20 protein-coding genes and 1 pseudogene are annotated in these 19,663 nt (G+C 63.8%); 5 read left to right on the top strand and 16 right to left on the bottom strand.

Features of this window, described 5'->3' with window-relative positions:
• Positions 1-120 precede the first annotated feature (120 nt).
• The 12 genes and pseudogenes from RYH74_RS15435 to RYH74_RS15490 all read right to left on the bottom strand — a co-directional run bounded on the left by RYH74_RS15435 (position 121) and on the right by RYH74_RS15490 (position 11,051).
• Entirely contained in the window at positions 121-942 is an 822-nt protein-coding gene (locus RYH74_RS15435) for a Ku protein (RefSeq protein WP_046614175.1), read from the bottom strand.
• Between the two features lie 72 nt (positions 943-1,014).
• On the bottom strand, positions 1,015-1,920 hold the full coding sequence (locus RYH74_RS15440) for an SDR family oxidoreductase (RefSeq protein ID WP_075045213.1): 906 nt from the start codon (positions 1,918-1,920) through the stop codon (positions 1,015-1,017).
• 441 nt (positions 1,921-2,361) lie between these two features.
• Entirely contained in the window at positions 2,362-2,874 is a 513-nt protein-coding gene (locus RYH74_RS15445; protein ID WP_157896960.1) for a hypothetical protein, read from the bottom strand.
• 378 nt (positions 2,875-3,252) lie between these two features.
• Positions 3,253-3,840: a nucleosidase gene (locus RYH74_RS15450; protein WP_084785181.1), complete on the bottom strand. Its 588-nt coding sequence runs from the start codon at positions 3,838-3,840 to the stop codon at positions 3,253-3,255.
• A 56-nt stretch (positions 3,841-3,896) separates the two neighbouring features.
• Positions 3,897-5,003 (bottom strand): carboxylate-amine ligase, encoded by a 1,107-nt coding sequence (locus RYH74_RS15455; protein ID WP_075045210.1) that lies wholly within the window; start codon positions 5,001-5,003, stop codon positions 3,897-3,899.
• 6 nt (positions 5,004-5,009) lie between these two features.
• On the bottom strand, positions 5,010-5,963 hold the full coding sequence (locus RYH74_RS15460; protein ID WP_317409687.1) for a class I SAM-dependent methyltransferase: 954 nt from the start codon (positions 5,961-5,963) through the stop codon (positions 5,010-5,012).
• On the bottom strand, positions 5,963-7,297 hold the full coding sequence (locus RYH74_RS15465) for an iron-containing redox enzyme family protein (RefSeq protein ID WP_075045209.1): 1,335 nt from the start codon (positions 7,295-7,297) through the stop codon (positions 5,963-5,965). The genes RYH74_RS15460 and RYH74_RS15465 overlap by 1 nt, the downstream gene beginning before the upstream one ends.
• 21 nt (positions 7,298-7,318) lie before the next feature.
• The gene (locus RYH74_RS15470; RefSeq protein ID WP_003259932.1) at positions 7,319-7,516 is read right to left on the bottom strand and encodes a hypothetical protein; all 198 of its coding nucleotides are present in this window, start codon (positions 7,514-7,516) and stop codon (positions 7,319-7,321) included.
• A 60-nt stretch (positions 7,517-7,576) separates the two neighbouring features.
• Positions 7,577-7,696: pseudogene (locus RYH74_RS15475) on the bottom strand (general stress protein); the annotation flags it as partial.
• A 205-nt stretch (positions 7,697-7,901) separates the two neighbouring features.
• A complete protein-coding gene (locus tag RYH74_RS15480) occupies positions 7,902-9,185 on the bottom strand; it encodes an NTP/NDP exchange transporter (protein WP_075045208.1) in 1,284 nt (427 codons plus the stop codon).
• 4 nt (positions 9,186-9,189) lie between these two features.
• Positions 9,190-10,098, bottom strand: coding sequence for an aldo/keto reductase (locus RYH74_RS15485; RefSeq protein ID WP_317409688.1), 909 nt, complete (start codon positions 10,096-10,098; stop codon positions 9,190-9,192).
• Positions 10,099-10,187: 89 nt separating this feature from the next.
• Entirely contained in the window at positions 10,188-11,051 is an 864-nt protein-coding gene (locus RYH74_RS15490; protein WP_025339073.1) for a Dyp-type peroxidase, read from the bottom strand.
• A 184-nt stretch (positions 11,052-11,235) separates the two neighbouring features.
• On the opposite strand from RYH74_RS15490, the gene RYH74_RS15495 reads away from it, so the two are divergent.
• Entirely contained in the window at positions 11,236-12,129 is an 894-nt protein-coding gene (locus RYH74_RS15495; RefSeq protein ID WP_317409689.1) for a bile acid:sodium symporter family protein, read from the top strand.
• A 169-nt stretch (positions 12,130-12,298) separates the two neighbouring features.
• Here RYH74_RS15495 and RYH74_RS15500 read toward each other — a convergent pair whose 3' ends face one another.
• Complete coding sequence (locus RYH74_RS15500; RefSeq protein ID WP_085589635.1) at positions 12,299-12,766, bottom strand: sterol desaturase family protein; 468 nt, start codon at positions 12,764-12,766, stop codon at positions 12,299-12,301.
• 397 nt (positions 12,767-13,163) lie between these two features.
• Here RYH74_RS15500 and RYH74_RS15505 point away from each other — a divergent pair, with 397 nt between their 5' ends.
• A complete protein-coding gene (locus tag RYH74_RS15505; protein WP_013972648.1) occupies positions 13,164-13,877 on the top strand; it encodes an MgtC/SapB family protein in 714 nt (237 codons plus the stop codon).
• A 17-nt stretch (positions 13,878-13,894) separates the two neighbouring features.
• Complete coding sequence (locus tag RYH74_RS15510; RefSeq protein ID WP_075045203.1) at positions 13,895-14,404, top strand: GNAT family N-acetyltransferase; 510 nt, start codon at positions 13,895-13,897, stop codon at positions 14,402-14,404.
• A 132-nt stretch (positions 14,405-14,536) separates the two neighbouring features.
• On the opposite strand, the gene RYH74_RS15515 is transcribed toward RYH74_RS15510, so the two are convergent.
• Entirely contained in the window at positions 14,537-16,105 is a 1,569-nt protein-coding gene (locus RYH74_RS15515) for a sensor domain-containing diguanylate cyclase (RefSeq protein ID WP_286099831.1), read from the bottom strand.
• A gap of 152 nt (positions 16,106-16,257) precedes the next feature.
• On the opposite strand from RYH74_RS15515, the gene RYH74_RS15520 reads away from it, so the two are divergent.
• Both RYH74_RS15520 and RYH74_RS15525 read left to right on the top strand, forming a co-directional pair.
• Positions 16,258-16,758: a DUF4142 domain-containing protein gene (locus RYH74_RS15520; protein ID WP_085664821.1), complete on the top strand. Its 501-nt coding sequence runs from the start codon at positions 16,258-16,260 to the stop codon at positions 16,756-16,758.
• 8 nt (positions 16,759-16,766) lie between these two features.
• On the top strand, positions 16,767-17,018 hold the full coding sequence (locus RYH74_RS15525; RefSeq protein WP_075045200.1) for a hypothetical protein: 252 nt from the start codon (positions 16,767-16,769) through the stop codon (positions 17,016-17,018).
• Positions 17,019-17,193: 175 nt separating this feature from the next.
• Here RYH74_RS15525 and RYH74_RS15530 read toward each other — a convergent pair whose 3' ends face one another.
• Both RYH74_RS15530 and codA read right to left on the bottom strand, forming a co-directional pair.
• Positions 17,194-18,186 carry a DNA-binding protein gene (locus RYH74_RS15530; protein ID WP_317409690.1) on the bottom strand — a complete coding sequence of 331 codons (993 nt, stop codon included), beginning with the start codon at positions 18,184-18,186 and terminating at the stop codon, positions 17,194-17,196.
• Positions 18,187-18,414: 228 nt separating this feature from the next.
• Positions 18,415-19,656, bottom strand: coding sequence for a cytosine deaminase (gene codA, locus RYH74_RS15535; RefSeq protein WP_317409691.1), 1,242 nt, complete (start codon positions 19,654-19,656; stop codon positions 18,415-18,417).
• Between the last annotated feature and the right edge of the window lie 7 nt (positions 19,657-19,663).

A 19,663-nucleotide genomic window follows, 5' to 3' on the forward strand; every position in this document is an offset into this window, starting at 1 on the left:
GCGAAGAATTCAACGCGGTGCATGGCACCGGCTGCGCCGGTGTTCGCGGCTAAAGCCGCTCCCACAGGGGCCCGCGTTATGTACAGTTCCATGCGAGCTGGCTTGCGGTGACGATTCCTTTCACGACGCCTTGCGTGTCTTCTTCGCCGGCTTCTTGCCACCGAGGCTGCGCTTGAGCAGTTCGGTGAGGTCGAGGATGTCGGCGCTTTTCCCCGCTTCCGTCGCCTCGCCCTTCTCCACAGTCTCGATCTTGCCCTTGCTGGCCTTCTCTTCCACCAGGTCCATGATGGTCTGGCGGAAGGCATCGTGGTAATCCGCGGGCTTCCAGGGCCCGCTCATGTCTTCCACCAACCGCTTGGCCATGTCCAGTTCGCGCTTGTCCACCTTGGCCTCGGTGACGCTGCTGTCCAGTTCCAGCGTTTCCAGCCCGCGCACTTCTTCGGGCCAGCGCAGAGTGATCATCACCAGCGCATCATCCAGCGGCCGCAACAGCGCCAGGTGCTGGCGGGTGTGCAGCACCACCGTGGCCAGCGCCACCTTGCCGGTTTTTGCCAGGGTTTCGCGCAGCAAGGCGTACACCTTGCCGCCACGGCGGTCGGGGGTAAGGTAGTACGGCGTGTCGAAGTGCTGCAGCGGGATCTCGCCAGCCTCCACGAAGGAAAAGATATCGATCGTCTGGGTCGCCTCGGGCCGGGCCTTGCGGATTTCCTCCTCGCTGATCACCACGTAGCGGCCCTTTTCGAACTCGACGCCCTTGACGATGTTGTCCTTGTCGATTTCCTTGCCGGTAACCTTGTTCACCCGCTTGTAGCCGACCGGTTCCATGCTGCGCTTGTCGAGCCAGTCGAAATCGACCCGCTCGGTGCGCACCGCGGTGTTGAGGGCCACGGGGATGTGCACGAGGCCAAAACTGATGGCGCCTTTCCAGATTGCCCTAGCCATGGAGGTGCTCCCAGGTTGCCTGCCAATACCTGAATCGACTGCAACGGGCGGCGAAGGTTTAGCCGCCCCGCCCTACGGCAGCGGGTTGCCGCCGGTCACGCCGAACACCTCGCCGGTGATGTAGCTGGACTCCTGGCTGGCCAGCAACACATACACCGGCGCACATTCGGCGGGCTGCCCCGGTCGCTTCATCGGTGTATGCGCGCCGAAGTCGGGGATTTTCTCCGGTGGCTGGCCGCCGCTGGGCTGCAGCACGGTCCAGATGGGGCCAGGGGCAACGGCGTTGACCCGGATACCGCGCTCGATCACCTGCTTGGCCAAGGCCTTGGTGAAGGCAACGATCGCGGCCTTGGTGGTGGCATAGTCGAGCAAGGTGGCCGAAGGCTGGTAGGACTGGATCGAGGCGGTGTTGATGATGGTCGCCCCCGCCGGCATCAGCGGAACGGCCGCCTGGCACAGCCAGAACAGCGCGTAGACGTTGGTTTTCAGGGTGTGGTCGAACTGCTCGTGGCTGACCTGGCTGATGTCCTTGCGCGCCTCCTGCTTGCCGGCGACGTTGACCAGGATGTCCAGGCCGCCGAGCTGCTCGTGGGCCTGGTCGACCAGTTCCTTGCAAAACTGCTCGTCCTTCAGGTCACCGGCAAGGGCCACCACCTTGCGGCCTTCGGCTTCGATCAGCTTGATGACTTCGCGGGCATCGGGTTGTTCGATGGGCAGGTAATTGAGGGCAATGTCGGCACCCTCGCGGGCGAAGGCAATGGCCACTGCCCGGCCGATGCCCGAGTCTGCGCCGGTGATCAGCGCCTTGCGCCCCGCCAGGCGGCCAAAGCCCTTGTAGGTGGTTTCGCCGTGGTCTGGTTCGGGCTGCATGTTGGCGTCCAGCCCTGGTGCTGGCTGGCCTTGGGCCGGGAACGGAGGGTGCGGGTACTGGGTCAGCGGGTTCTGCATGCTGAACTGGTCGTGGGGTTTGCTGGGCATGGGGGCCACTCCTCTGGTGAAACCGGTGTTGGCCCATTCGCGGTCTTGCCCGCTCCCACAGGTATTGAAACTGGTGGTAGTCCTGTGGGAGCGGCAAGCCCGCGAAGGCCGTTCTACCGATTTCGAGGTAAACCGCCATCGATGGTTTTTTCCGACTGGCCCAAACACTGACCAGCGGTCGATACGTCACTCAAAGTGACTAGTTCCGTACCTCAGCTGCGTCGACATCCGGTGCATCTGGCGCGTCTGGAGCATCTGGCGCGTCGTCCACATCCGCCCTTGCAGCGTCTCTGGCTGCATTGGCAGCGACTTTGGCTTCGTCCCTGGCGGCATCTGCCGTAGCCCTGGCAGCATCTCTGGCGGCATCAGCTTCGTCTCTGGCTGCGTCGCGGGCAGCATCTGCCGCGGCCCTGGCAGCGTCTCTGGCTTCATCTGCGCCGGCTACGCCAGCAGCTTTTGCGGCGTCACGGGCTGCATCCGCCTCGGCTCTGGCAGCGTCTCTGGCGGCATCTGCAGTAGCTTTTGCCGCATCCCGGGCGGCATCTGCTTCAGCCCTTGCAGCGTCTCTGGCTGCATCAGCATCGTCTCGCGCTGCGTCCCGGGCGGCATCTGCCGCATCGTTGTCGTTGTCGTTGTCGTTGTCGTGCGCATCGCCTGGGCCTCTGCCGGCCATGCCACCATGGTCACCATCGCCGGCCCCCGGGCCACCATGACCGCCATGACCGCCACCGCCGTCACCGCCGTGACCACTGCCTCCGCCACCGCTGCCACCACCGTGACCGCCACCGCCTCCAGAGCCACCGCTGCCACCACCGTGACCGCCACCGCCTCCAGAGCCGCTGCCACCACCGTGACCACCGCCGCCTCCAGAACCACCGCTGCCACCACCGTGACCGCCGCCACCGCCGCTGCCGCCGTGACCACCACCGCCGCCGCTGCCACCGTCTTTGGCATACACGCTGGAGAAACTACCGATGTAGTCGGGCACCAGGACGGTCGAGGCCGACAGGACGCCACCTATTGCCAATGCCAACAAACATTTCTTGAGCAACATGATGCACCTCCGCTTGGAGTTGCGTCGTCATCTCCGTATCGAACGCAATGACCAATGAGTTCGCAACCGCCCATGAAGCGGACAGCCAACCGGCGCGGCCATAGATCTGCAGTGTCAGCGAGCAGCTTCGGTTTCGCACGATCCTTCAGAGCCAGTCAGCATCTTTGCGCGGGAAATATTCCCACATATTAAGACTAGTACTGTCTGCCTGAGTTCAAAGGACCGAATATCAGGCCAAGGTACGTTTCAGGACTGTTGGGGCTGCAAAGCAGCCCCAATCACGCCTGGCTGAACAGCACCTGCCTGAAAGCCTCGGCCGCCAGGTGAACCTGCACCGCCCAGTCCTGCGCCGCGTCACTGCCAGCATCATCGGAAATGTATTTCAGGCACACGAACGGGATGCCTTCGCCGCGTGCGATCAGCGCCAGCACGTAGGCTTCCATGTCGACCACGTCATAAGGTGCATCGCCATGGTTGATCTCGAAGCTGTCACCACTGCCGCAAGTCTCCAGGGCCAGGCCGGGGATTTGCGCCCCATGCTCCAGCACCACCGGGATGTCCGACAGAGGTGTCTGGTAGCGGGCGAAGCCCAGCGGGGTCACATCCATGTCGCGCTGCACGAAGCGGGTACAGCACACCACCTCGCCCTTGCCATGGCGCTGGCTGCCGGCCGAGCCGAGGTTGACGATCAGCCTGGGCCGGCGCGCGGCAATGGCCTTGGTCAGAGCGATGGCAGCATTGACCTTGCCGATGCCGGTGAACACGGTGTTGACGTCAGCGAATACATCGCCGGCCTCGGCTTCGAGGGCGAAGACAAACAACGTGTCGTCCAGGGTAATGTCGGGGAATTGCTTGATCAGCATCATGGCGCAGGTGGTTCCGAGTGGCTGCGAAAGGCGCGGCCATTTTCGGCAAACCCCGGTTAATTGCAAGCCCCGGCGGCTACCACGGCCCGTAACGCCTGCGCCCTGCCCAGGCCGGCAGCGCTGGCCTGAGCCAGGCATTGCAGTTGCTGATCGGCATGGGTGCCGTCGCGCAGCAGGCGTTGTGCATGGTGAAAGGCACGCTCGGCGTCTGCGGTGTCGATCGGCAACTGCTCCTGCAATTGGGCCAACCAACCTTCGGCCGTGACCGGCTGTTGCTCATGCAGGCCAATGAACTTGCCCTGGCGCCCATGACGCATGGCGCGCCAGTAGTTTTCCTGGGTGATCCAGCGCTGTTCGCGGTTGCAGGCCGCCGGGTCATGCCGGTACACGATGCTGTGCTCCACCAGGTGACGAAACAGCGCAGCGATGCACAGCGCGTCCTCAAGCCGCGGGCAGCCATCGCAGATGCGCAGCTCGACTGTCGGGAAGCGCCGCGAAGGCCGGATCGCCCACCAGAAGTCGCCATCCGCGGCCAGCGATCCTGTGCGTTGCAGCAATGCGCGGTAGCGCTCGTAGGCGGCCCAGTCCGGCAAAGGCTCGGGCAAGCCCATGTGCGGCCACTCCCCGCAAATGACCCGCCGATAGCTCATGTAGCCGGTGCACTGGCCTGCCCACAGCGGGGATGACGCACTCAGCACCAGCAACAAGGGCAACCAGCCCAGTACGCGGTTGATCAATTGCATGCGGTCGCAACCTGGCGGTACGCCCACGTGTACATGCAGGCCGTTGAGCAGGCTGCGCCGCGCCACATGCCGGTAGTCGGCAAACAGTTGCTGGTAGTGCGCCGGGGTAGCGGGCTTCTGCCGCAGCCAGGCGGCATTGGGGTGGCTCGCCGCACCGTACAGGCCCATGCCCTCTTCGGCCAGCGCTGTATTCAGCCGCTGGCGGCTTTGCTGGAAGAACTCGCGTGCCTCGAACAGGTTGGCGAACACCGGCGAGGCCACCTCGATCTGGCTGCGGAACATTTCCTGGGCAAAATGCTGGCCCAGCGCCTTGCGACAACGCCCGACCACGGCTGGCGAAGGTGTGGCTGGCACCTGCCCTGTGTCCAGGTTCACCAGCAGGTATTCTTCCTCGATGCCGAACGTGCAGGGTCGGGCCATGCTGCCTCAACTGTTGCGGGTAACTGTGAGCACCACCGCAGCGATGCGCTCGACCTGCTCGTAACCGGGTTCGTTCAGTTGCTCGCCGAACACGTCCGGGTCGATTTCCCGATACACCCAGGACCATTCCGGGCCCGCCAGGCGCAGGCGAATGGCTTCGAGCAAGGCATCCCGGCCTTCGACGATCGCCACGCCGGTATACAACAGTAGCGAGCCCCCCGAGCCGAGCCGCTCGCAGGCTTGTTCGACGATCCGCAGCGAAAGCTGCGCGCCGAGCGAACCGCCGCCATGCCGATAGGTACGTTCGCTGGCATCGAGCATGTACGGAGGGTTGGCAACGATAAGGTCGAACAGCCCGGTAATGCCGCCGAGCAGGTCACTTGGCTCCACGGACACATTGCTCAGGCCCGCCAATGCCGCGTTGATCGCGGTGTAACGCAGCGCGAGCGGGTTGATATCCACGGCGCTGACCTGGGCATGGGGAGCCGCTCGGGCAATCAGCAAGGCGCCGACACCCGTGCCGCAACCGATATCCACGGCATGGTCGACACGCTTCGGCGTGCGTTGCAGGTGATCATGGATGACCTGGGCGAAACGATAACTGTCGGGGCCGAAAAACACCGCGTCGGATTGTTGGGTGGGGTACGCCGAGTGCACCAGCAGCAGGTCGTCGAGGGTGGACCAGCGCACGCGGCTGATCAGCAAATCACCGTGCTCCTCGAGTACCTGGGCCTGCCGCATCTGGTCCAGCTCATCGGCAGAAACCAGTGACGATCGGAACGGACGGTTCCAGCCGAACACATCGCGCACTGTCCTGGCCTGCCCGGCTTCCGGGCGCGCATTCACGCGAGCATGGGTTGCCGGGGTGACGCAGGTGAAGCGGTAGCCGTCGGCGCGCAAGCGCCTGCCCAGTTGCAGCATTGCCTGGTCAGCCTGGGTCTGTTGCGGATCGAGCAGCATCAGCGGGTGATCTCCTGAACAAGGCCGGTAGCACGCATATAGCGCCGAGTGGCAAGCAAGCCTTCCGGTGTTGCATGGCGGTTACCGGACATCGTGTCGATCAACGTCTCGATATCGGCGTCCGCGGCAGGAGTCGAAAGCGCATCATCCGATTGCACTTGCACCTCCCAGCTGCCAGGCAGCACGCGGCGCCCCCGGGCTTGCCAACCTGCCGCGATCCAGTCGTGCCATAGTTGTTTTTCATACGCCGTGAACACGCCACACATCGGTGCCGAGGGGCCGTCGATGAGCCCCCACCAGCGGCTGTTGGCGGGTGCTTCACCACGGCGGATCCAGCCCTGCGCCTGCAAGGCCTGCAGAAACGCGGGCATGGCGCCGGGTTCGGCCAGCCATTGGTTGACGGTACGCTTTTGCAGGCGGCAATGGTCGGAATGCATGAACTGGCCAAAATTGCGCTTGTGCTCCAGTGCCGACAGCAATTCGGATTCAAGATCGAAGCTGCTGATCAGGCTGGGTGTATCAAGCCCCAGGTCGTTCAAGCGGTAGCCACTGCGCACCCGCTGGTAGAACTGGCCAGCTTCGTCGGCCGGGCAGAGTTGGCGTAGCGCCTGGATGGACAGATGCGCATGCCCGCTGGCCGCGTTGTCGATGGTCACGTGAAGCTGGAAATAATGGCCATCGATGCCCAGTTCCGCCAGTTCGTAGGTGGTGATCAGCAGATGCAACGGTGGTTGTTCATAGCCCAGGTTGTAGCCGATAACCTCGGGAAGAAAATCATCGCCGTGGCGCCCCAATGCCAACTGCAAGGCGCCTTGCAGATAACGCTGGTCGTCCAGTTCAGGCAAACCCAGGCAACCCAGCCGGCTCAACAGCCGTTGGTAGATCAGCACATGGTTGCAGCGCGGATCACCGCCGCCCAGTTCTTCCAGGTAGGTGCGAATCAGGCCGTGATAGCGCGGATCGCCCCACTGTCGCAAGGTACTGTGCAGCCATGCCCCGTCCACTGCCTTGGTGGGCGCCACTTGTTGCAGGAACCACAACGCCTGGGCGCGGTTGGCAAAATAGCGCCGCGGCGCGCCTTGGCGGCGTTGCTCGAGGTAACTGGCATAGGCCTCGGCCACCTGGTTTGCATGGCTAGCGCTCCAGGCTTCCAGCTGAGCAGGATCGGCAGGCAAGTCATCCGGCAAACGCTGCGCGCGTACCAATTGTTCGCTCAGCCACGCCGCGCTCGTGGTGTCGTGGGCCACGAGCAACTTGTTGTAACGCTCCTTCAGGCTTGGCCCATTTGCCGAAGCTGGTATCACCGCGGCGGTCTTGCGGGTCATTACCGTCATGCCGTAGTCCTTGTCCGCGTTTTATTGGCTGGGTTTCTGGCCAGGCATCGGCTCAGGGTCTGGCGCAGGTTGGGGAGCAGGTTTGTCGCCGGGTTGCTGCATCTGCAGCGAAGGTTTGCTTTGGTCGGCATCCTTTGCCGGGTGGTCGTTGTCCCGGTCGAAACAGCCACCCAGCAAGCCAAGCGTGCCCACCAGCGCTATCAGAGGGATCAATCGCATGGGGTTCTCCTCATGTGCAGAATCGCAGTGCCCGATCGCCCGGGCACTGCGTAGCCTCACTTACGAACGGCCGCCCTTGCGGCCCGATTCGCTGGTACGGCCACCACCGGATTGCTGGCCGCCCTTGCGCCCAGCTTCGGAGGCTTTTTCGCGGTCATTGGCAAAGTTGCCCGGGTTCTTGTTGCCACCCTGGCTGCCTTGCTGGTTGCCGGTGCGGCTGTTCTCTTTGTTGGCCATGGTCTTAAACCTCGTATGACTTCGGAATGCACGGCATTACCTGCCGTACACCAGTTGGGAGTTCGGTCATTTCGGCGGATTCGGTTTAATGCGAAGCGTTCGGACCAACGGCATTAAATAAGCGGCATCAGCATATTTGGCGCGCCTGTCAGTCGCGCGATGTGGTTTCCAGGCGTGCCTGTCGCCTTCCCAGCAAACCTCCGGTCATCGCCCAGCCCAGGGCAATCAGCGTACCGATCAACATCGCCAGTTGCGGGTACTCGCCTATCACATCCAGCCCCCGCTTGACCCACCCGCTGAGCGCATCACCGCCCCGGTAGACCACGGTGTCGATGAAGTTCTTGGCCTTGTACTTGTCCTCGGCGGGCAGCACGGTGAACAGCATCTCCCGCCCCGGCCGCACCAGCGCGTACTCACCGGCCCGGCGCACCACCATCACCACCACGAACACGGCGAACACCGGGGCCAGTGCCAGCCACAGGAAGCCCGCAGCCATCACCAGCGGCACCGCCACCAGCAGCACGCCCACCCCCAGGCGGCGGGCCAGGCGACCGGTAAGGAACACCTGGGTGAGGATGGCCAAGGCCTGTACCACGGTGTCGATCAGGCCGAACACTTGGGTTTGCCGGGTACGGTCGGTGAAGGTTTCACTGACGATGCGTGCCTGTTCGAAATACAGGAAGGTGCTGACACTGGCGAGCAACACCACGAACAGGGCAATGCCCAGCAGGTAGGGCGAGCGCAGTACGGCAGTGGCACCGGCAAACGGATTGCCGCCCAGTGGCCGGGAACCTGCCCGCTCGGCTTGCGCCGGCAGTGGATGCCGCGTTCGCCAGCGTTGCAGGTACAACGTGGCGCCAATGCTGCCCAGCAGCAACGCCGCGGCCAGCACCAGCAACCCGGCATGGCCCAGCGGCGCCACCAGCAGCGTGCCCAGGATGGGGCCACTGAGCCCACCCAGGCTGGCCCCGGCCGCCAGCAGGCCGAACAGGCGCTTGCCTTGCGCGGTGGAAAACAGGTCGGCGAGAACGCTCCAGGCCAGCGAGATGCTCAGCAGGTTGAACACCGACAACCAGATGTAGAAGGCCCGAGCCGTCCACGAAGCTTCCGGATTGCGGGCAAACAGCACGGCGAACAGCAGCAGGTTGCTGGCGAAGAAGCCGTAGGTCCAGGGCAGGATGTACCGGCGCTGCACCTTGGAGGCCAGCCAGCCAAACAACGGCAGGCACGCCAGGGTGGCGATGAAGGTGCCGGTGAACAGCCATTGCAGGTTGTCCACGCCACCGGCAACGCCCATGGTTTCGCGCACCGGGCGCAGCATGAAATAGCCAGTGAACAACAGGTAGAACAGCAGCAAACCGGCGATCACCGCCGGCCCTTCGCCGGGCTGGATATTCAGCCCCTGGTCCAGGCGCCGCCGCCAGGCTGCCATGGTGTCAGGCAAACTGCTTGATCAGCGCCTGTTGCTGCGCCTGGGTCAGCAACGGCCCGTGCCCGGCCTTGAGCTGGTCAAGTTGGCGCTCGGGTCGGCTGGTCGCGGGGATGACCGTGGTCACCGCCGGGTGACTGATGGCGAACTTGAGAAACAGCTGCGCCCAGCTGCCGATACCTGCCTCTGCGGCCCAGCCGGGCAAGGCCTGGTCCTTCACCCGGGCGAACAGGCGGCCATCGTCGAATGCCCGGTTGATCAGCACGGCGACGCCCTTGTCCTGGCACAGCGGCAGCAGTTCGCGGGCGGCGTCGGGGGCATTGACCGAGTAGTTGATCTGGATGAAGTCCAGCGGTTCGCTGCGCACGATGCGGGCGGCCTCGTCCTGGCCACTGTTCAGGTAATGGGTGATGCCGACATAGCGGGTCTTGCCCTGCTGCTTCAACTCGCGGGCATAGGGCAGTTGGGTCTGCCAGTCGCGCAGGTTGTGGATCTGCAGCAAGTCGACCTTGTCGGTGCGCAGGCTCTCGAGGCTGCCGGCCCATTGCGCTTCGGCGTCTGCCCGGCTGTCGGCGGCGATCTTGGTGGCGATGAAGCACTGCCGGTGCCAGCCGCCCTCTTCCAGCAGCTGGCCGAGAATGCTGTCGGCGCCGCCGTAGTTGGGCGAGGTGTCGATGACCCGGCCACCGCCTTCGAAGAACGCCTTCAGTACAACTTTCAGCTGCTGGTACTGGGCCGAACCGGCTTGCACTTCGAAACTGCCGGAGGTACCGGCACCGATCACCGGCAGCGCTTCACCGGTGCTCGGCACGTTGCGGGTCAGCAAGCCCGCCGGGGCAGCGGCGTGCAACCAGGGGCTGGCGGCCAGCAAGCCCAAGGTAGCACCCGCACGTAGGACATCACGACGTGCGTACATGGAAAAGCTCCCGTCACGAAGCGGAAACTTTCAAGGCTAGCCGCTGTACCCCGCTGCGTCCGGTGTTTCTGTATCTGGATGTTTAGCGATCAGGCTTGCAGCAGCAGGCTCAGGTCGACACCCGTCTCGCTCATGGGCGGGCACCAGTAGTAACCACCGGTCAGTGGCCGGCTGAAGCGGTACAGGCCGTCGATGATGCCGTCCTCCAGGCCGCTCATGCGCCGCAGCTGCACCTCGAACGCATCGAAGCTGTGGCCCAGGGCCACGAAGGCCAGGCCAGCGCCACGTTGGTCTGCCCAGGCCACCGAACGACGGACGATGAACGCTTCTGGTTCGAAGCTTTCCTGGGCCGTGCGCTTGACGTGGGCGGACTCGGGGGCGTCCTCGAGCTCTTCGTTGTCGCTGAGGCGACGGCCGATGATGTTGTCCTGGTCGGCCTGGGGCAGCGACTTGAAGTACTCCAGGTCGTGCTTCCACAACTGGAACGCGGCAAAGCTGGAGCCATCGGCGCCAATGGCCGCTTGCACGGCCTCTTCGTCCACCGGGTTTTCGGTGCCGTCCTCATAGCCGGTCAGGTCATGGCCGCCACGGTGCAGGAAGCCGTCGACGCTGTCGGCCAGGCGCAGGGCCGGTGCCAATGCCAGCTCCAGAGCCTGGGCCCGCAGCAGCAGGTCGCCGCGCTCGTTGCCGCGCAGCCACAGCCACAGGGCGTGTTGGGTGCTGGGGTTCTCCACTGCAGCATCCAGCTGCGGGAAGGCGCGCAAGCCAGGTACTTCACGGCCCAGGGCCTTGGCCAGCGGGGCGCCGACACCCAGGATCAGCTGTTCGCCATCGACCTGCGGCAGCAAGGCATCCAGGGCAGCAGGCAGGGCCTCTGGCGACTGCAGGGTGAAGAACAGGTGACGGGCGTGGGCCGGCACCGGGGTGGCAAGCAGACCTTGCTGGAACGGCATGACAGGCTAATCCTCGGTAAAAACCGGAATGCTACTGCGCCTGCAGGCCTACTGCAACGCGGCATACAGCCTCGCTGGCCGCTGCGCTTGGTAACAAACGGTTACCAAGGGCTGGCGCTTTGCAATTAGCTATCAATCAGGGCCGACCTACACTGCTCGGGATCCTTCGCCCGAGAGACCGCCCATGACAGCCTCACCTTTGCTCACAGCCTTTCTGCCGCTGGCCTTGGGCATCATCATGCTCGGCCTCGGGTTATCGCTGACCCTGGCCGACTTCGTTCGCGTGGTGAAATACCCCAAGCCGGTGGTGGTAGGCCTGGTTTGCCAGATCCTGCTGCTGCCGCTGGTGTGCTTCCTGATTGCCAACGGCTTTGGCCTGGAGTCGGCCCTGGCGGTGGGGCTTATGTTGCTGGCCGCCTCGCCTGGAGGCACCACGGCCAACCTGTTCAGCCACCTGGCCCATGGCGATGTGGCGTTGAATATCACCCTGACGGCGGTCAACTCGCTGATCGCGATCCTGACCATGCCACTGCTGGTGAACCTGTCGCTGAGCTGGTTCATGGCATCGGACCAGGCCATACCACTGCAATTTGCCAAGGTGATGCAGGTGTTCGCCATCGTCCTGCTACCGGTGGCGCTGGGCATGCTGGTTCGCCGCTTCGCACCCGCTTTCGCCACGCGCATGGAGAAGCCGATGAAGCTGGTGGCCGCGTTGTTCCTGGCGTTCACCATCGTCCTGGCGCTGGCCAAGGACTGGCAGACCGTGGTTGCGTACGCGCCGGTGGTGGGCCTGGCCGCGCTGCTGTTCAACCTGCTGAGCCTGAGCGTGGGCTACTGGGTGCCGCGCCTGCTGAACATTCCCAAGCGCCAGGCGATTGCCATCGGCATGGAGATCGGCATCCACAACGGCACCTTGGCGATTGCCCTGGCATTGAGCCCTTCGCTGCTGAACAACGCCACCATGGCAGTGCCGGCGGCGCTGTACAGCCTGATCATGTTCTTCACCGCGGCGGCGTTTGGCTGGTGGGTGAGCCGCGGGCATGTGGCGGCGCAGCCCAAGGGTGAAACAGTGAACTGAGGGCCTTTCCACGTACCCCTGTGGGAGCGGGTTTACCCGCGAAGAATCCAACTCGGTGCATGGCACCGGCTGCGCCGGTGTTCGCGGCTGAAGCCGCTCCCACAGGGTCCCTGCTGACTCAATGAGTCATGTGCAGTTGCATCATCGTGGGCTGCTCTGCCAGTCCCTGTCACAACTGGCTGCGCTTACGCCGCAACTGCTGTTTCAGCACCTTCAACGGCGGTGCATAGAAAAACCCGAACGACACACTCCCCGTGCGCCCCTTCACCGCGTGATGCAACCGGTGCGCGCGATGCAAACGCTTGAGGTAGCGGTTGACCGGCCGTGGCTTGCGTGGCCAGTGCCGATGAAAGAAACCGTCGTGGGCCACGACATACAGCACGCCATACCCCGCCACCCCGCCGCCCACCCACTGCAAGGGCGCATAACCACCCTTGCCCAGGGCCACCAACAGCGTGGCGATCAGCCCCAGGGCCACCAGGTACAGGTCATTGGTTTCGAGCATGCCCAGCTGCGGCTCATGGTGCGAGCGGTGCAGCCACCAGCCCCAGCCATGCATGATGTACTTGTGAGCCAGCGTGCCAACGCCCTCCATGGCCACCAGGGTGCCGAACAGTACGGCGAGATTGAACAGCATGGAACGGTCCGGGGGATGGCAAGGGAAGGCGCAAGGGTACCGATTGCCCGCATTTTTTTCCATGCAGGCGCGACCGGTAGCAGGCCCATTGCGGATGAAGCCATTGTCATGTTTTTGCCCTTGACCTGGCCTGCCACGGGGCGTAAGGTCCGCGGCGCAATTTTGCATCCCTGAACAGGAGACCTGCATTGGACAGTAGCCCCAGTCGCATGCGACAGGCCCACGTGGCGCGCTAGTCCGGCAGTGTCCTGCACTGTCTGGCCGGCCTGGCAAGACGGTGGTTTCTTGTAATCCCCCTCTTCTTCCTCCCCCTTCGTGGTCCTGCGCATTTTCTGGTTTTTCAACCGCGCCAGCTGATGGCGTTCTTGCGGGCGTGTGCCCGTGGAAGAGGTTTGCTATGGATTGGAAAGTATTTCTGCTGCGTGTCAGCATCGCCCTGCTGCTGGGGGCGCTGATCGGCGCCGAACGTCAACTGCGCCAGCGCCTGACCGGGCTGCGCACCAATGCACTGGTCAGCACCGGTGCCTGCCTGTTCGTGCTGATGACCCAGGCGGTGCCGGGCATGGCGCCCACCGATGCGTCGCGTATCGCCGCGTACGTGGTATCGGGCATCGGTTTTCTTGGTGGCGGCGTGATCATGCGCGACGGGTTCAACGTACGTGGCCTGAACACCGCTGCCACGCTGTGGTGCACGGCCGCGGTCGGCGTGCTGTGCAGCCTCGGGCTGCTGCTGGAAGCGACGCTGGGTAGCCTGGTGGTGCTGTGTGCCAATATCCTGTTGCGCGACATTGCCCAGCGCCTGGACCGCCAGGAAGTGGTGCCGGCCAGCGAGGTGGAACAGCACTTCGAGGTGCGCATCGTCTGCCGCGCCGAGGACGAGATCCAGGTCCGCAGCCTGATGTTGCACAGCCTGGGCGACCCGCAGCTGCGCCTGCAGTCACTGCACAGCGAAGACCTGGCGAACCCCGCACGCCTGGAAGTACGCGCCGAACTGCTCGGCACCGCGCAGGCGCCAGCTCAACTGGAACGGTTGGTCAGCCGGGTCAGCCTGGAGAAAGGTGTAAGCTCGGTGCGCTGGCAATTGCAGCCGCAGGTGCTGGCGGCAGACTAGAACGAAAGGACTTCTTCATGCGCATTCGCCCTACCCTCGAGCAAGACATTCAATGGCTACCGGGCGTCGAGCGCTCGGCGGCCCAGGCCTTTGCCGCCCGGCCGGCGCTGGCATGGCTGGCGCAAGGAGATGTGATGGACTGCGGCACCCATCAGGCATTTGTCGAAGCTGGCGGGAGCTGGGTGGCCGAGGGGCCGGATGGGCGCATTCTGGGGTTTGCCTGTGCCCGACTCGAGGACCAGGCGCTGCATCTTCATGAAGTTTCGGTGCGTCGGGAGGCCCAGGGGCAAGGTGTCGGGCGCAAGCTGCTGCAGCAGGTGGTCGATGCGGCGCGTCAGGCGGGGGTGCGGGAGCTGACCTTGACCACCTTTGCCGATGTGCCGTGGAATGCGCCGTTCTATGCGCGGTTGGGGTTCGAGGTGATTGATGAGGGGCTGCTGGATGCACGCTTGCAGCAGATTCTGGCCGAGGAGCGTGCCCATGGGCTTGAGGGACGTTGTGCGATGCGCCTTGGCTTAGATATTTAGACCCCGGGGCTGCTTTGCAGCCCATCGCCGGCAAGCCAGCTCCCACAGGGACCGCGCCGTGCCAAAGAGATGCACATTACCTGTGGGAGCTGGCTTGCCGGCGATGGGGCCGGTACAGGCAACCCAAAGCCTTCATTCATCTACACTCACCACCGAACTTTCTGCCACACGATACCCATCCCGCCCCTGGCGCTTGGCCTGGTACAGCGCCGCATCCGCTGCCGCCATCAGGCGCTCGGCCGTCACTCCCTCCCGCGCCAGGTCACCCACGGCAATCCCCGCACTGAACGACACCCGCCCCAGTGGGCTGCCCGCATGCTCCAGCGGCTGCCGACGCAACAGCTGTTGCACTTCCTGCACCAGCAGTTCCGCCCCGCGAACATCGGTATCAGGCAGCAGCAATGTGAACTCCTCGCCCCCATAGCGCACAGCCAGGTCGGCCGGCCGCTTCAGCGCCTGCTGCAGCACCTCGGCAAAGCGCCGCAGGCACTGGTCACCCGCGGGGTGCCCGTAACGGTCGTTGTAGGCCTTGAAGTAATCCAGGTCGAGCATCACCAGCGCCAGCGGATAGCCCTGGCGTCGCGCCCGGCGTAGCTCCGGCTCGAACACTGCATCCAGCCGCCGACGGTTACCCAGGCCGGTCAGGCTGTCGGTCAATGCCAGGGCCTTCAGGGTCTGGTGTGCTTGGTGCAGCGCCCGCTCGATCACGATACGCTCGCGCAACTGGCGCAACACCACGCCACCAAAGGCCGCCAGCCCCACCAGCAACAGCAGCAAGACCGCCACCGACTTGATCGCATCGTGTCGCCAGGGCGCAACGATCGACTCCCGCGACAAGCCCGCCTCCACTACCAACGGGTAGCTGCCCAGCGCGCGAAAGCCATACAGCCGTGGCGTGCCGTCCACCACGGCGACCGCCTCGGCCACCCCTTCGCTTGCATACGGCAGGTGCTTGCGGAAGATCTCGCTGCTGCTCAGGCTGCGGCCCACCACCTGCTCGACGAACGGCCGCCGTACCAGGATGGTGCCGTCGCGCTTGGCCAGCACCAGCGCGCCACGTTCATCGATCTTGAAGTCGCCGTAGTAGCGCACGAACCACTCCACCTTGATGGTGCCCAGCAACACCCCGGCGAAGCTGCCATCGGCATATTGCAGGCGCCGTGAAATGGGGATGATCAGGTCGCCAGTGGAACGGCTGCGCACCACCGAACCGATGTGTACCCCACGGTCGGTATGGTCGCGGTGGTAGATGAAGTAGTCGCGGTCGGCATTGTTGGCATTGGGCGGGACTACCGCCTGGTCGGTCACGATCCAGCTGCCATCCGGGCCATACACGAACAACCCGTGCAACTGCGGCATGATGCTTTTCTGCTGCACCAGCAAGGTATGCAGACGCGGCCGGTCGATGTGCTCGAAGCCGTCGCCTTCCAGGCGCTCGGCCAGCGCCGCGGTAATTGCGTCGACCTGGCGGATGGCGTCTTCGGCATGCTGCGCCGTGGCCCGGGCCAGGTTGGTGACCATGTTTTCGGCGTTGGTGAAGGCGTGCCGGTAGTCGCGCCAGATACGCCAGCCTTCCACCACGACGAAGGCCAGCATCACCACCAGCATGAACGCCAGTACCAGGCGGAACAGCGCCACGGCGCGGCCCTCGCCGGTTATCGCGAAGAACCCGTCTTCATCCTGTTTCCTGGCTGCACACATTGAAATCCCTAGCCATACCGCGTTCGCCGCCTTTCACTATAGTTCAGCACCACCTGGGCGCAGCCGGCCAGGAAAAAGATTAAACCTTTGCCGCCCATTCACCCTCAACCGTACGCGACACTGAGGTCGCGCCACGGTTTAAGGAGTGAAGCATGAGCAGTCTCTTCATCAAGCGCGTCGGTTTTTCGATGGTGTTGGGCCTGGCATCGGTACACGCGATGGCGGCGAGTTCCGATGACTTCGTCGAAGCGGCCACCGAGGCCGGTATTGCCGAAGTGGTCACTGGCAAGCTGGCTCTGGAAAAAACTCAGAATGCCGAAATCAAGACCTTCGCCCAGCAGATGGTCACTGACCACACCAAGGCAAATCAGAAACTCGGCGACATCGCTCGCAAGCTCGATATATCCGTACCCGATGAGGCGGCAATAACCGACAAGGTCAAGAAAATGATCCTGGAATGGCGGGAGGAGTCGTTTGACAAGTCTTACGTCAACAACCAGGTCGACGCTCACGAAAAGGCGGTGGAGTTGTTCAAGAAGGAAGCGGCATCGTCCGACAAGGCTGAATTGAAGGCCTTTGCCAGCGAAACCCTGCCCAAACTCGAACAGCATCTGGAGCATGCCAAGGCGCTTCAGGCCAAACACGGCAAGTGAGGCCCGCCATGAGTAACGATGCATTGAAAGCCGAAGTGCTGACTCGCCTGCTGCACGCTCACCCCCAGGGGCTGGGCAAGGAAGTGCTGGACAACTATCGGGGCGAGAAAGCCGTGGCCGGTATGCTCAAGACGCTGCAGGAGGCCGGTTTGATCCAGGATGGCAGCGTGGCGGTGAGCAGCGACCACCAGATCAGCGTGAACTACCCCATCAAACTCTCGGCTGCGGGCGTGGAGGCAGCCAGACAAGCCGAAGACTGAACGCGCCCTCCCGCCCAACCTTGTCGCACAGGAACAGGGTTCGAGAGCGTGTCACATTCCCTGTGGGAGCGGGCGTGCCCCCGAAGGGCCCAACGCGGTGTATGGCACCGGCTACGCCGGTGTTCGCGGCGGTTCGACGCCTCGACACGCCCGCTCCCACAGGGCCTCTTCGCAGCTACTGCGCCACGTTGGCGGCAGACAACTGCGACTGACACTGGTGCAACGCCTCGTCTCGTGCCTTGAGCTGCTGTTCAAGCTGCTGCAACTGGCGAGCCTGTTCCGTGCACAAGTCGCGCCTGGCCTCCAGGCTCTGTGCCTGTACATCCAGCTGCCGACGCATTTCCTCGCTGGCACCCTGCGCCTGGGCCAGGATCGTGCGCAAGCCCTGGATCTGTGCATCACGCTGCTCCAGCAATTCATCCTGCGCCCTGCAGGCGCTGGCAGCCTGGCGATGCTCACCCAGCAAGCGCTCGTTGTCGCGGTGCAGGCGGGTCAGCTCGTCCTGCTTGACGATCATGCCCTGCTGCAGTTGGCGCACTTCCACCTGCAACTGTTGCAGCTGCGTCTCGTGGCGGCGCTGTTCCTGTTCACGCTGTTCGCGGCTGGCGTTGCGGTAATGCTCCAGCGCGTCGCGGGCATGACGGTGCTTGTCTTCCAGTGACTTTACCTGCTCGTCCTTGTCGGCCAGGCGCACCTGCAGCTCGCCCAGCGACTGGTTGAGGCTGGCACTGCGCAGCTGTTCGGCTTGAAGGGTGCTTTGGGTGGAGAGCAGTTTCTCCGATGCGGCCGCCAGCGCGGCCGCGTCGATCTGATGCTGCTGATGCGCCGCAGCCAGTGCCTGCTGGGCAATCGCCAGCTGCGCCTCCAGTTGTTCGCGCTGTCGAGTGAAGGCGCTTTCGGCCTGCTCGATCTTCAGGTCGGCCTCGTCCTGCAACTGGGTTGCCAGCTGCCCGACCATTCGGCTCAGCACGTCGCTCAGCGCAATGCCGCCCTCGGAGGCCACAGGCTGCTGGCCATTCAACTCTTTCAAGTAGCGGTGAATCGTGGTCTTGGAACCGGTGTTGCCCAGTTCGATACGTATGGCATCGATGCTGGGGTTCTCGCCCCGGGCAATCAGCGCCTGACGCGCCTGCTGCACTACAACCTTGTTGATACCGCCCCGGGCCATGCTTGCTCCTACGATTTTGTAACGTGTTATGTACCATGTAATTACGTACCAATTATGGAGACATGCCATTGCCCATGCAAACATTTCCTATGGTGGAATAATCACGGCTTATCGCATGTGATTGGTTCATGAAGCCCGTGCAAGGGAATAAAGCAGTACGCCAGACAGCAAAACGCCCCGCTCGGCTTCAAGCCGGCGGGGCGCTGCAGAATGCTGACGCAGGGGGCGTCAGGTGTAGTGTTCAACCCTGGCAGGCGTTCTACGCATCAGCACCTTGCCGTTGCGTACCGACACCAGCGCATGCCCCTGGCTGCGCACCATTTCGTAATCGTCCGGCGCCGACAGCAGCAACAGGTTGGCCGGCCGCCCCACTTCGATGCCGTAGCGCTCGCCCAGGTTCAGGGTGCGGGCGCTGTTGTCGGTGATCAGGTCCAGGCAGCGCTGCAGGTCTTCGTAGCCAAGCATGTGGCAGATGTGCAGGCCGGCCTCGAGAATACGCAGGATGTTGCCGTTACCCAGCGGGTACCAAGGGTCGACGATGGAATCCTGGCCAAAGCACACGTTCATCCCGGCCCGGTCGAGCTCGGCCACGCGGGTGACGCCGCGGCGTTTCGGGTAGTTGTCGAAACGCCCTTGCAGGTGAATGCTCTCGGTCGGGCAGGACACGAAATTGATACCCGACTGCTTTAGCAGGCGGAACAGCTTGTAGCAGTAGGCATTGTCGTACGAGCCCATGGCCACGGTATGGCTGGCTGTCACCCGGGCGCCCATGCCGCGCACCCGTGCCTCTTCGGCCAGCACTTCGAGAAAGCGCGACTGCGGGTCGTCGGTCTCGTCGCAATGTACATCCACCAGGCAGCCGGTACGCTCGGCCAGGTCCATCAGGAACTTGACCGACGACACGCCCTGGTCTCGGGTGTTCTCGAAATGCGGGATGCCGCCAACCACGTCGGCGCCGATGACCACCGCTTCAGCCATCAGCGCCCGGCCATTGGCATAAGACTCGATACCCTCCTGGGGGAAGGCGACGATCTGCAGGTCGAGCAGGTGGCGCACTTCGTCACGCACTTCGACCATGGCCTTGAGCGCAGTCAAGGTGGGGTCGGTGACATCGACATGGGTACGCACATGCTGGATGCCATGCTCCACCAGCATGCCGATGGTCTTTTTCGCGCGGTTCTTGATGTCGTCGTGGGTGGTGATCGCCTTGCGCTCGGCCCAGCGCTCGATGCCTTCGAACAGGGTGCCGCTCATGTTCCAGCGCGGCTCGCCGGCGGTCAGCGTGGCGTCCAGGTGGATGTGCGGTTCTATGAAGGGCGCCACCACCAGGTTCTGCCCGGCATCCAGGTCATCGGCAGCGCGCGTCGCCACCCCTTCGGCCTGGGGCACGATGGCGGCGATGCGTTCGCCGCTGAGCTCGATGCGGAACAGGCCGGGCTTGCCGCGCAGGCGTGCGTTGATGATGTTCATGATGCTT

Source organism: Pseudomonas sp. LSJ-87 (assembly GCF_032971465.1).
Taxonomy (GTDB): Bacteria; Pseudomonadota; Gammaproteobacteria; order Pseudomonadales; family Pseudomonadaceae; genus Aquipseudomonas; species Aquipseudomonas putida_Z.

Excerpts from the sequence above, each read along its gene's own strand:
- RYH74_RS15490 (WP_025339073.1), bottom strand. The coding sequence starts at position 11,051 with ATGCCGTTCCAGCAAGGTCTGCTTGCCACCCCGGTGCCGGCCCACGCC.
- RYH74_RS15520 (WP_085664821.1), top strand. The coding sequence starts at position 16,258 with ATGAGCAGTCTCTTCATCAAGCGCGTCGGTTTTTCGATGGTGTTGGGC.
- RYH74_RS15480 (WP_075045208.1), bottom strand. The coding sequence starts at position 9,185 with ATGGCAGCCTGGCGGCGGCGCCTGGACCAGGGGCTGAATATCCAGCCC.
- RYH74_RS15530 (WP_317409690.1), bottom strand. The coding sequence starts at position 18,186 with ATGGCCCGGGGCGGTATCAACAAGGTTGTAGTGCAGCAGGCGCGTCAG.
- RYH74_RS15445 (WP_157896960.1), bottom strand. The coding sequence starts at position 2,874 with ATGCCAAAGACGGTGGCAGCGGCGGCGGTGGTGGTCACGGCGGCAGCG.
- RYH74_RS15460 (WP_317409687.1), bottom strand. The coding sequence starts at position 5,963 with ATGCTGCTCGATCCGCAACAGACCCAGGCTGACCAGGCAATGCTGCAA.
- RYH74_RS15435 (WP_046614175.1), bottom strand. The coding sequence starts at position 942 with ATGGCTAGGGCAATCTGGAAAGGCGCCATCAGTTTTGGCCTCGTGCAC.
- RYH74_RS15500 (WP_085589635.1), bottom strand. The coding sequence starts at position 12,766 with ATGCTGTTCAATCTCGCCGTACTGTTCGGCACCCTGGTGGCCATGGAG.
- RYH74_RS15495 (WP_317409689.1), top strand. The coding sequence starts at position 11,236 with ATGACAGCCTCACCTTTGCTCACAGCCTTTCTGCCGCTGGCCTTGGGC.
- RYH74_RS15515 (WP_286099831.1), bottom strand. The coding sequence starts at position 16,105 with ATGTGTGCAGCCAGGAAACAGGATGAAGACGGGTTCTTCGCGATAACC.
- RYH74_RS15525 (WP_075045200.1), top strand. The coding sequence starts at position 16,767 with ATGAGTAACGATGCATTGAAAGCCGAAGTGCTGACTCGCCTGCTGCAC.
- RYH74_RS15470 (WP_003259932.1), bottom strand. The coding sequence starts at position 7,516 with ATGCGATTGATCCCTCTGATAGCGCTGGTGGGCACGCTTGGCTTGCTG.
- RYH74_RS15450 (WP_084785181.1), bottom strand. The coding sequence starts at position 3,840 with ATGATGCTGATCAAGCAATTCCCCGACATTACCCTGGACGACACGTTG.
- RYH74_RS15485 (WP_317409688.1), bottom strand. The coding sequence starts at position 10,098 with ATGTACGCACGTCGTGATGTCCTACGTGCGGGTGCTACCTTGGGCTTG.
- RYH74_RS15465 (WP_075045209.1), bottom strand. The coding sequence starts at position 7,297 with ATGACGGTAATGACCCGCAAGACCGCCGCGGTGATACCAGCTTCGGCA.
- RYH74_RS15440 (WP_075045213.1), bottom strand. The coding sequence starts at position 1,920 with ATGCCCAGCAAACCCCACGACCAGTTCAGCATGCAGAACCCGCTGACC.
- RYH74_RS15510 (WP_075045203.1), top strand. The coding sequence starts at position 13,895 with ATGCGCATTCGCCCTACCCTCGAGCAAGACATTCAATGGCTACCGGGC.
- RYH74_RS15505 (WP_013972648.1), top strand. The coding sequence starts at position 13,164 with ATGGATTGGAAAGTATTTCTGCTGCGTGTCAGCATCGCCCTGCTGCTG.
- RYH74_RS15455 (WP_075045210.1), bottom strand. The coding sequence starts at position 5,003 with ATGGCCCGACCCTGCACGTTCGGCATCGAGGAAGAATACCTGCTGGTG.
- codA (WP_317409691.1), bottom strand. The coding sequence starts at position 19,656 with ATGAACATCATCAACGCACGCCTGCGCGGCAAGCCCGGCCTGTTCCGC.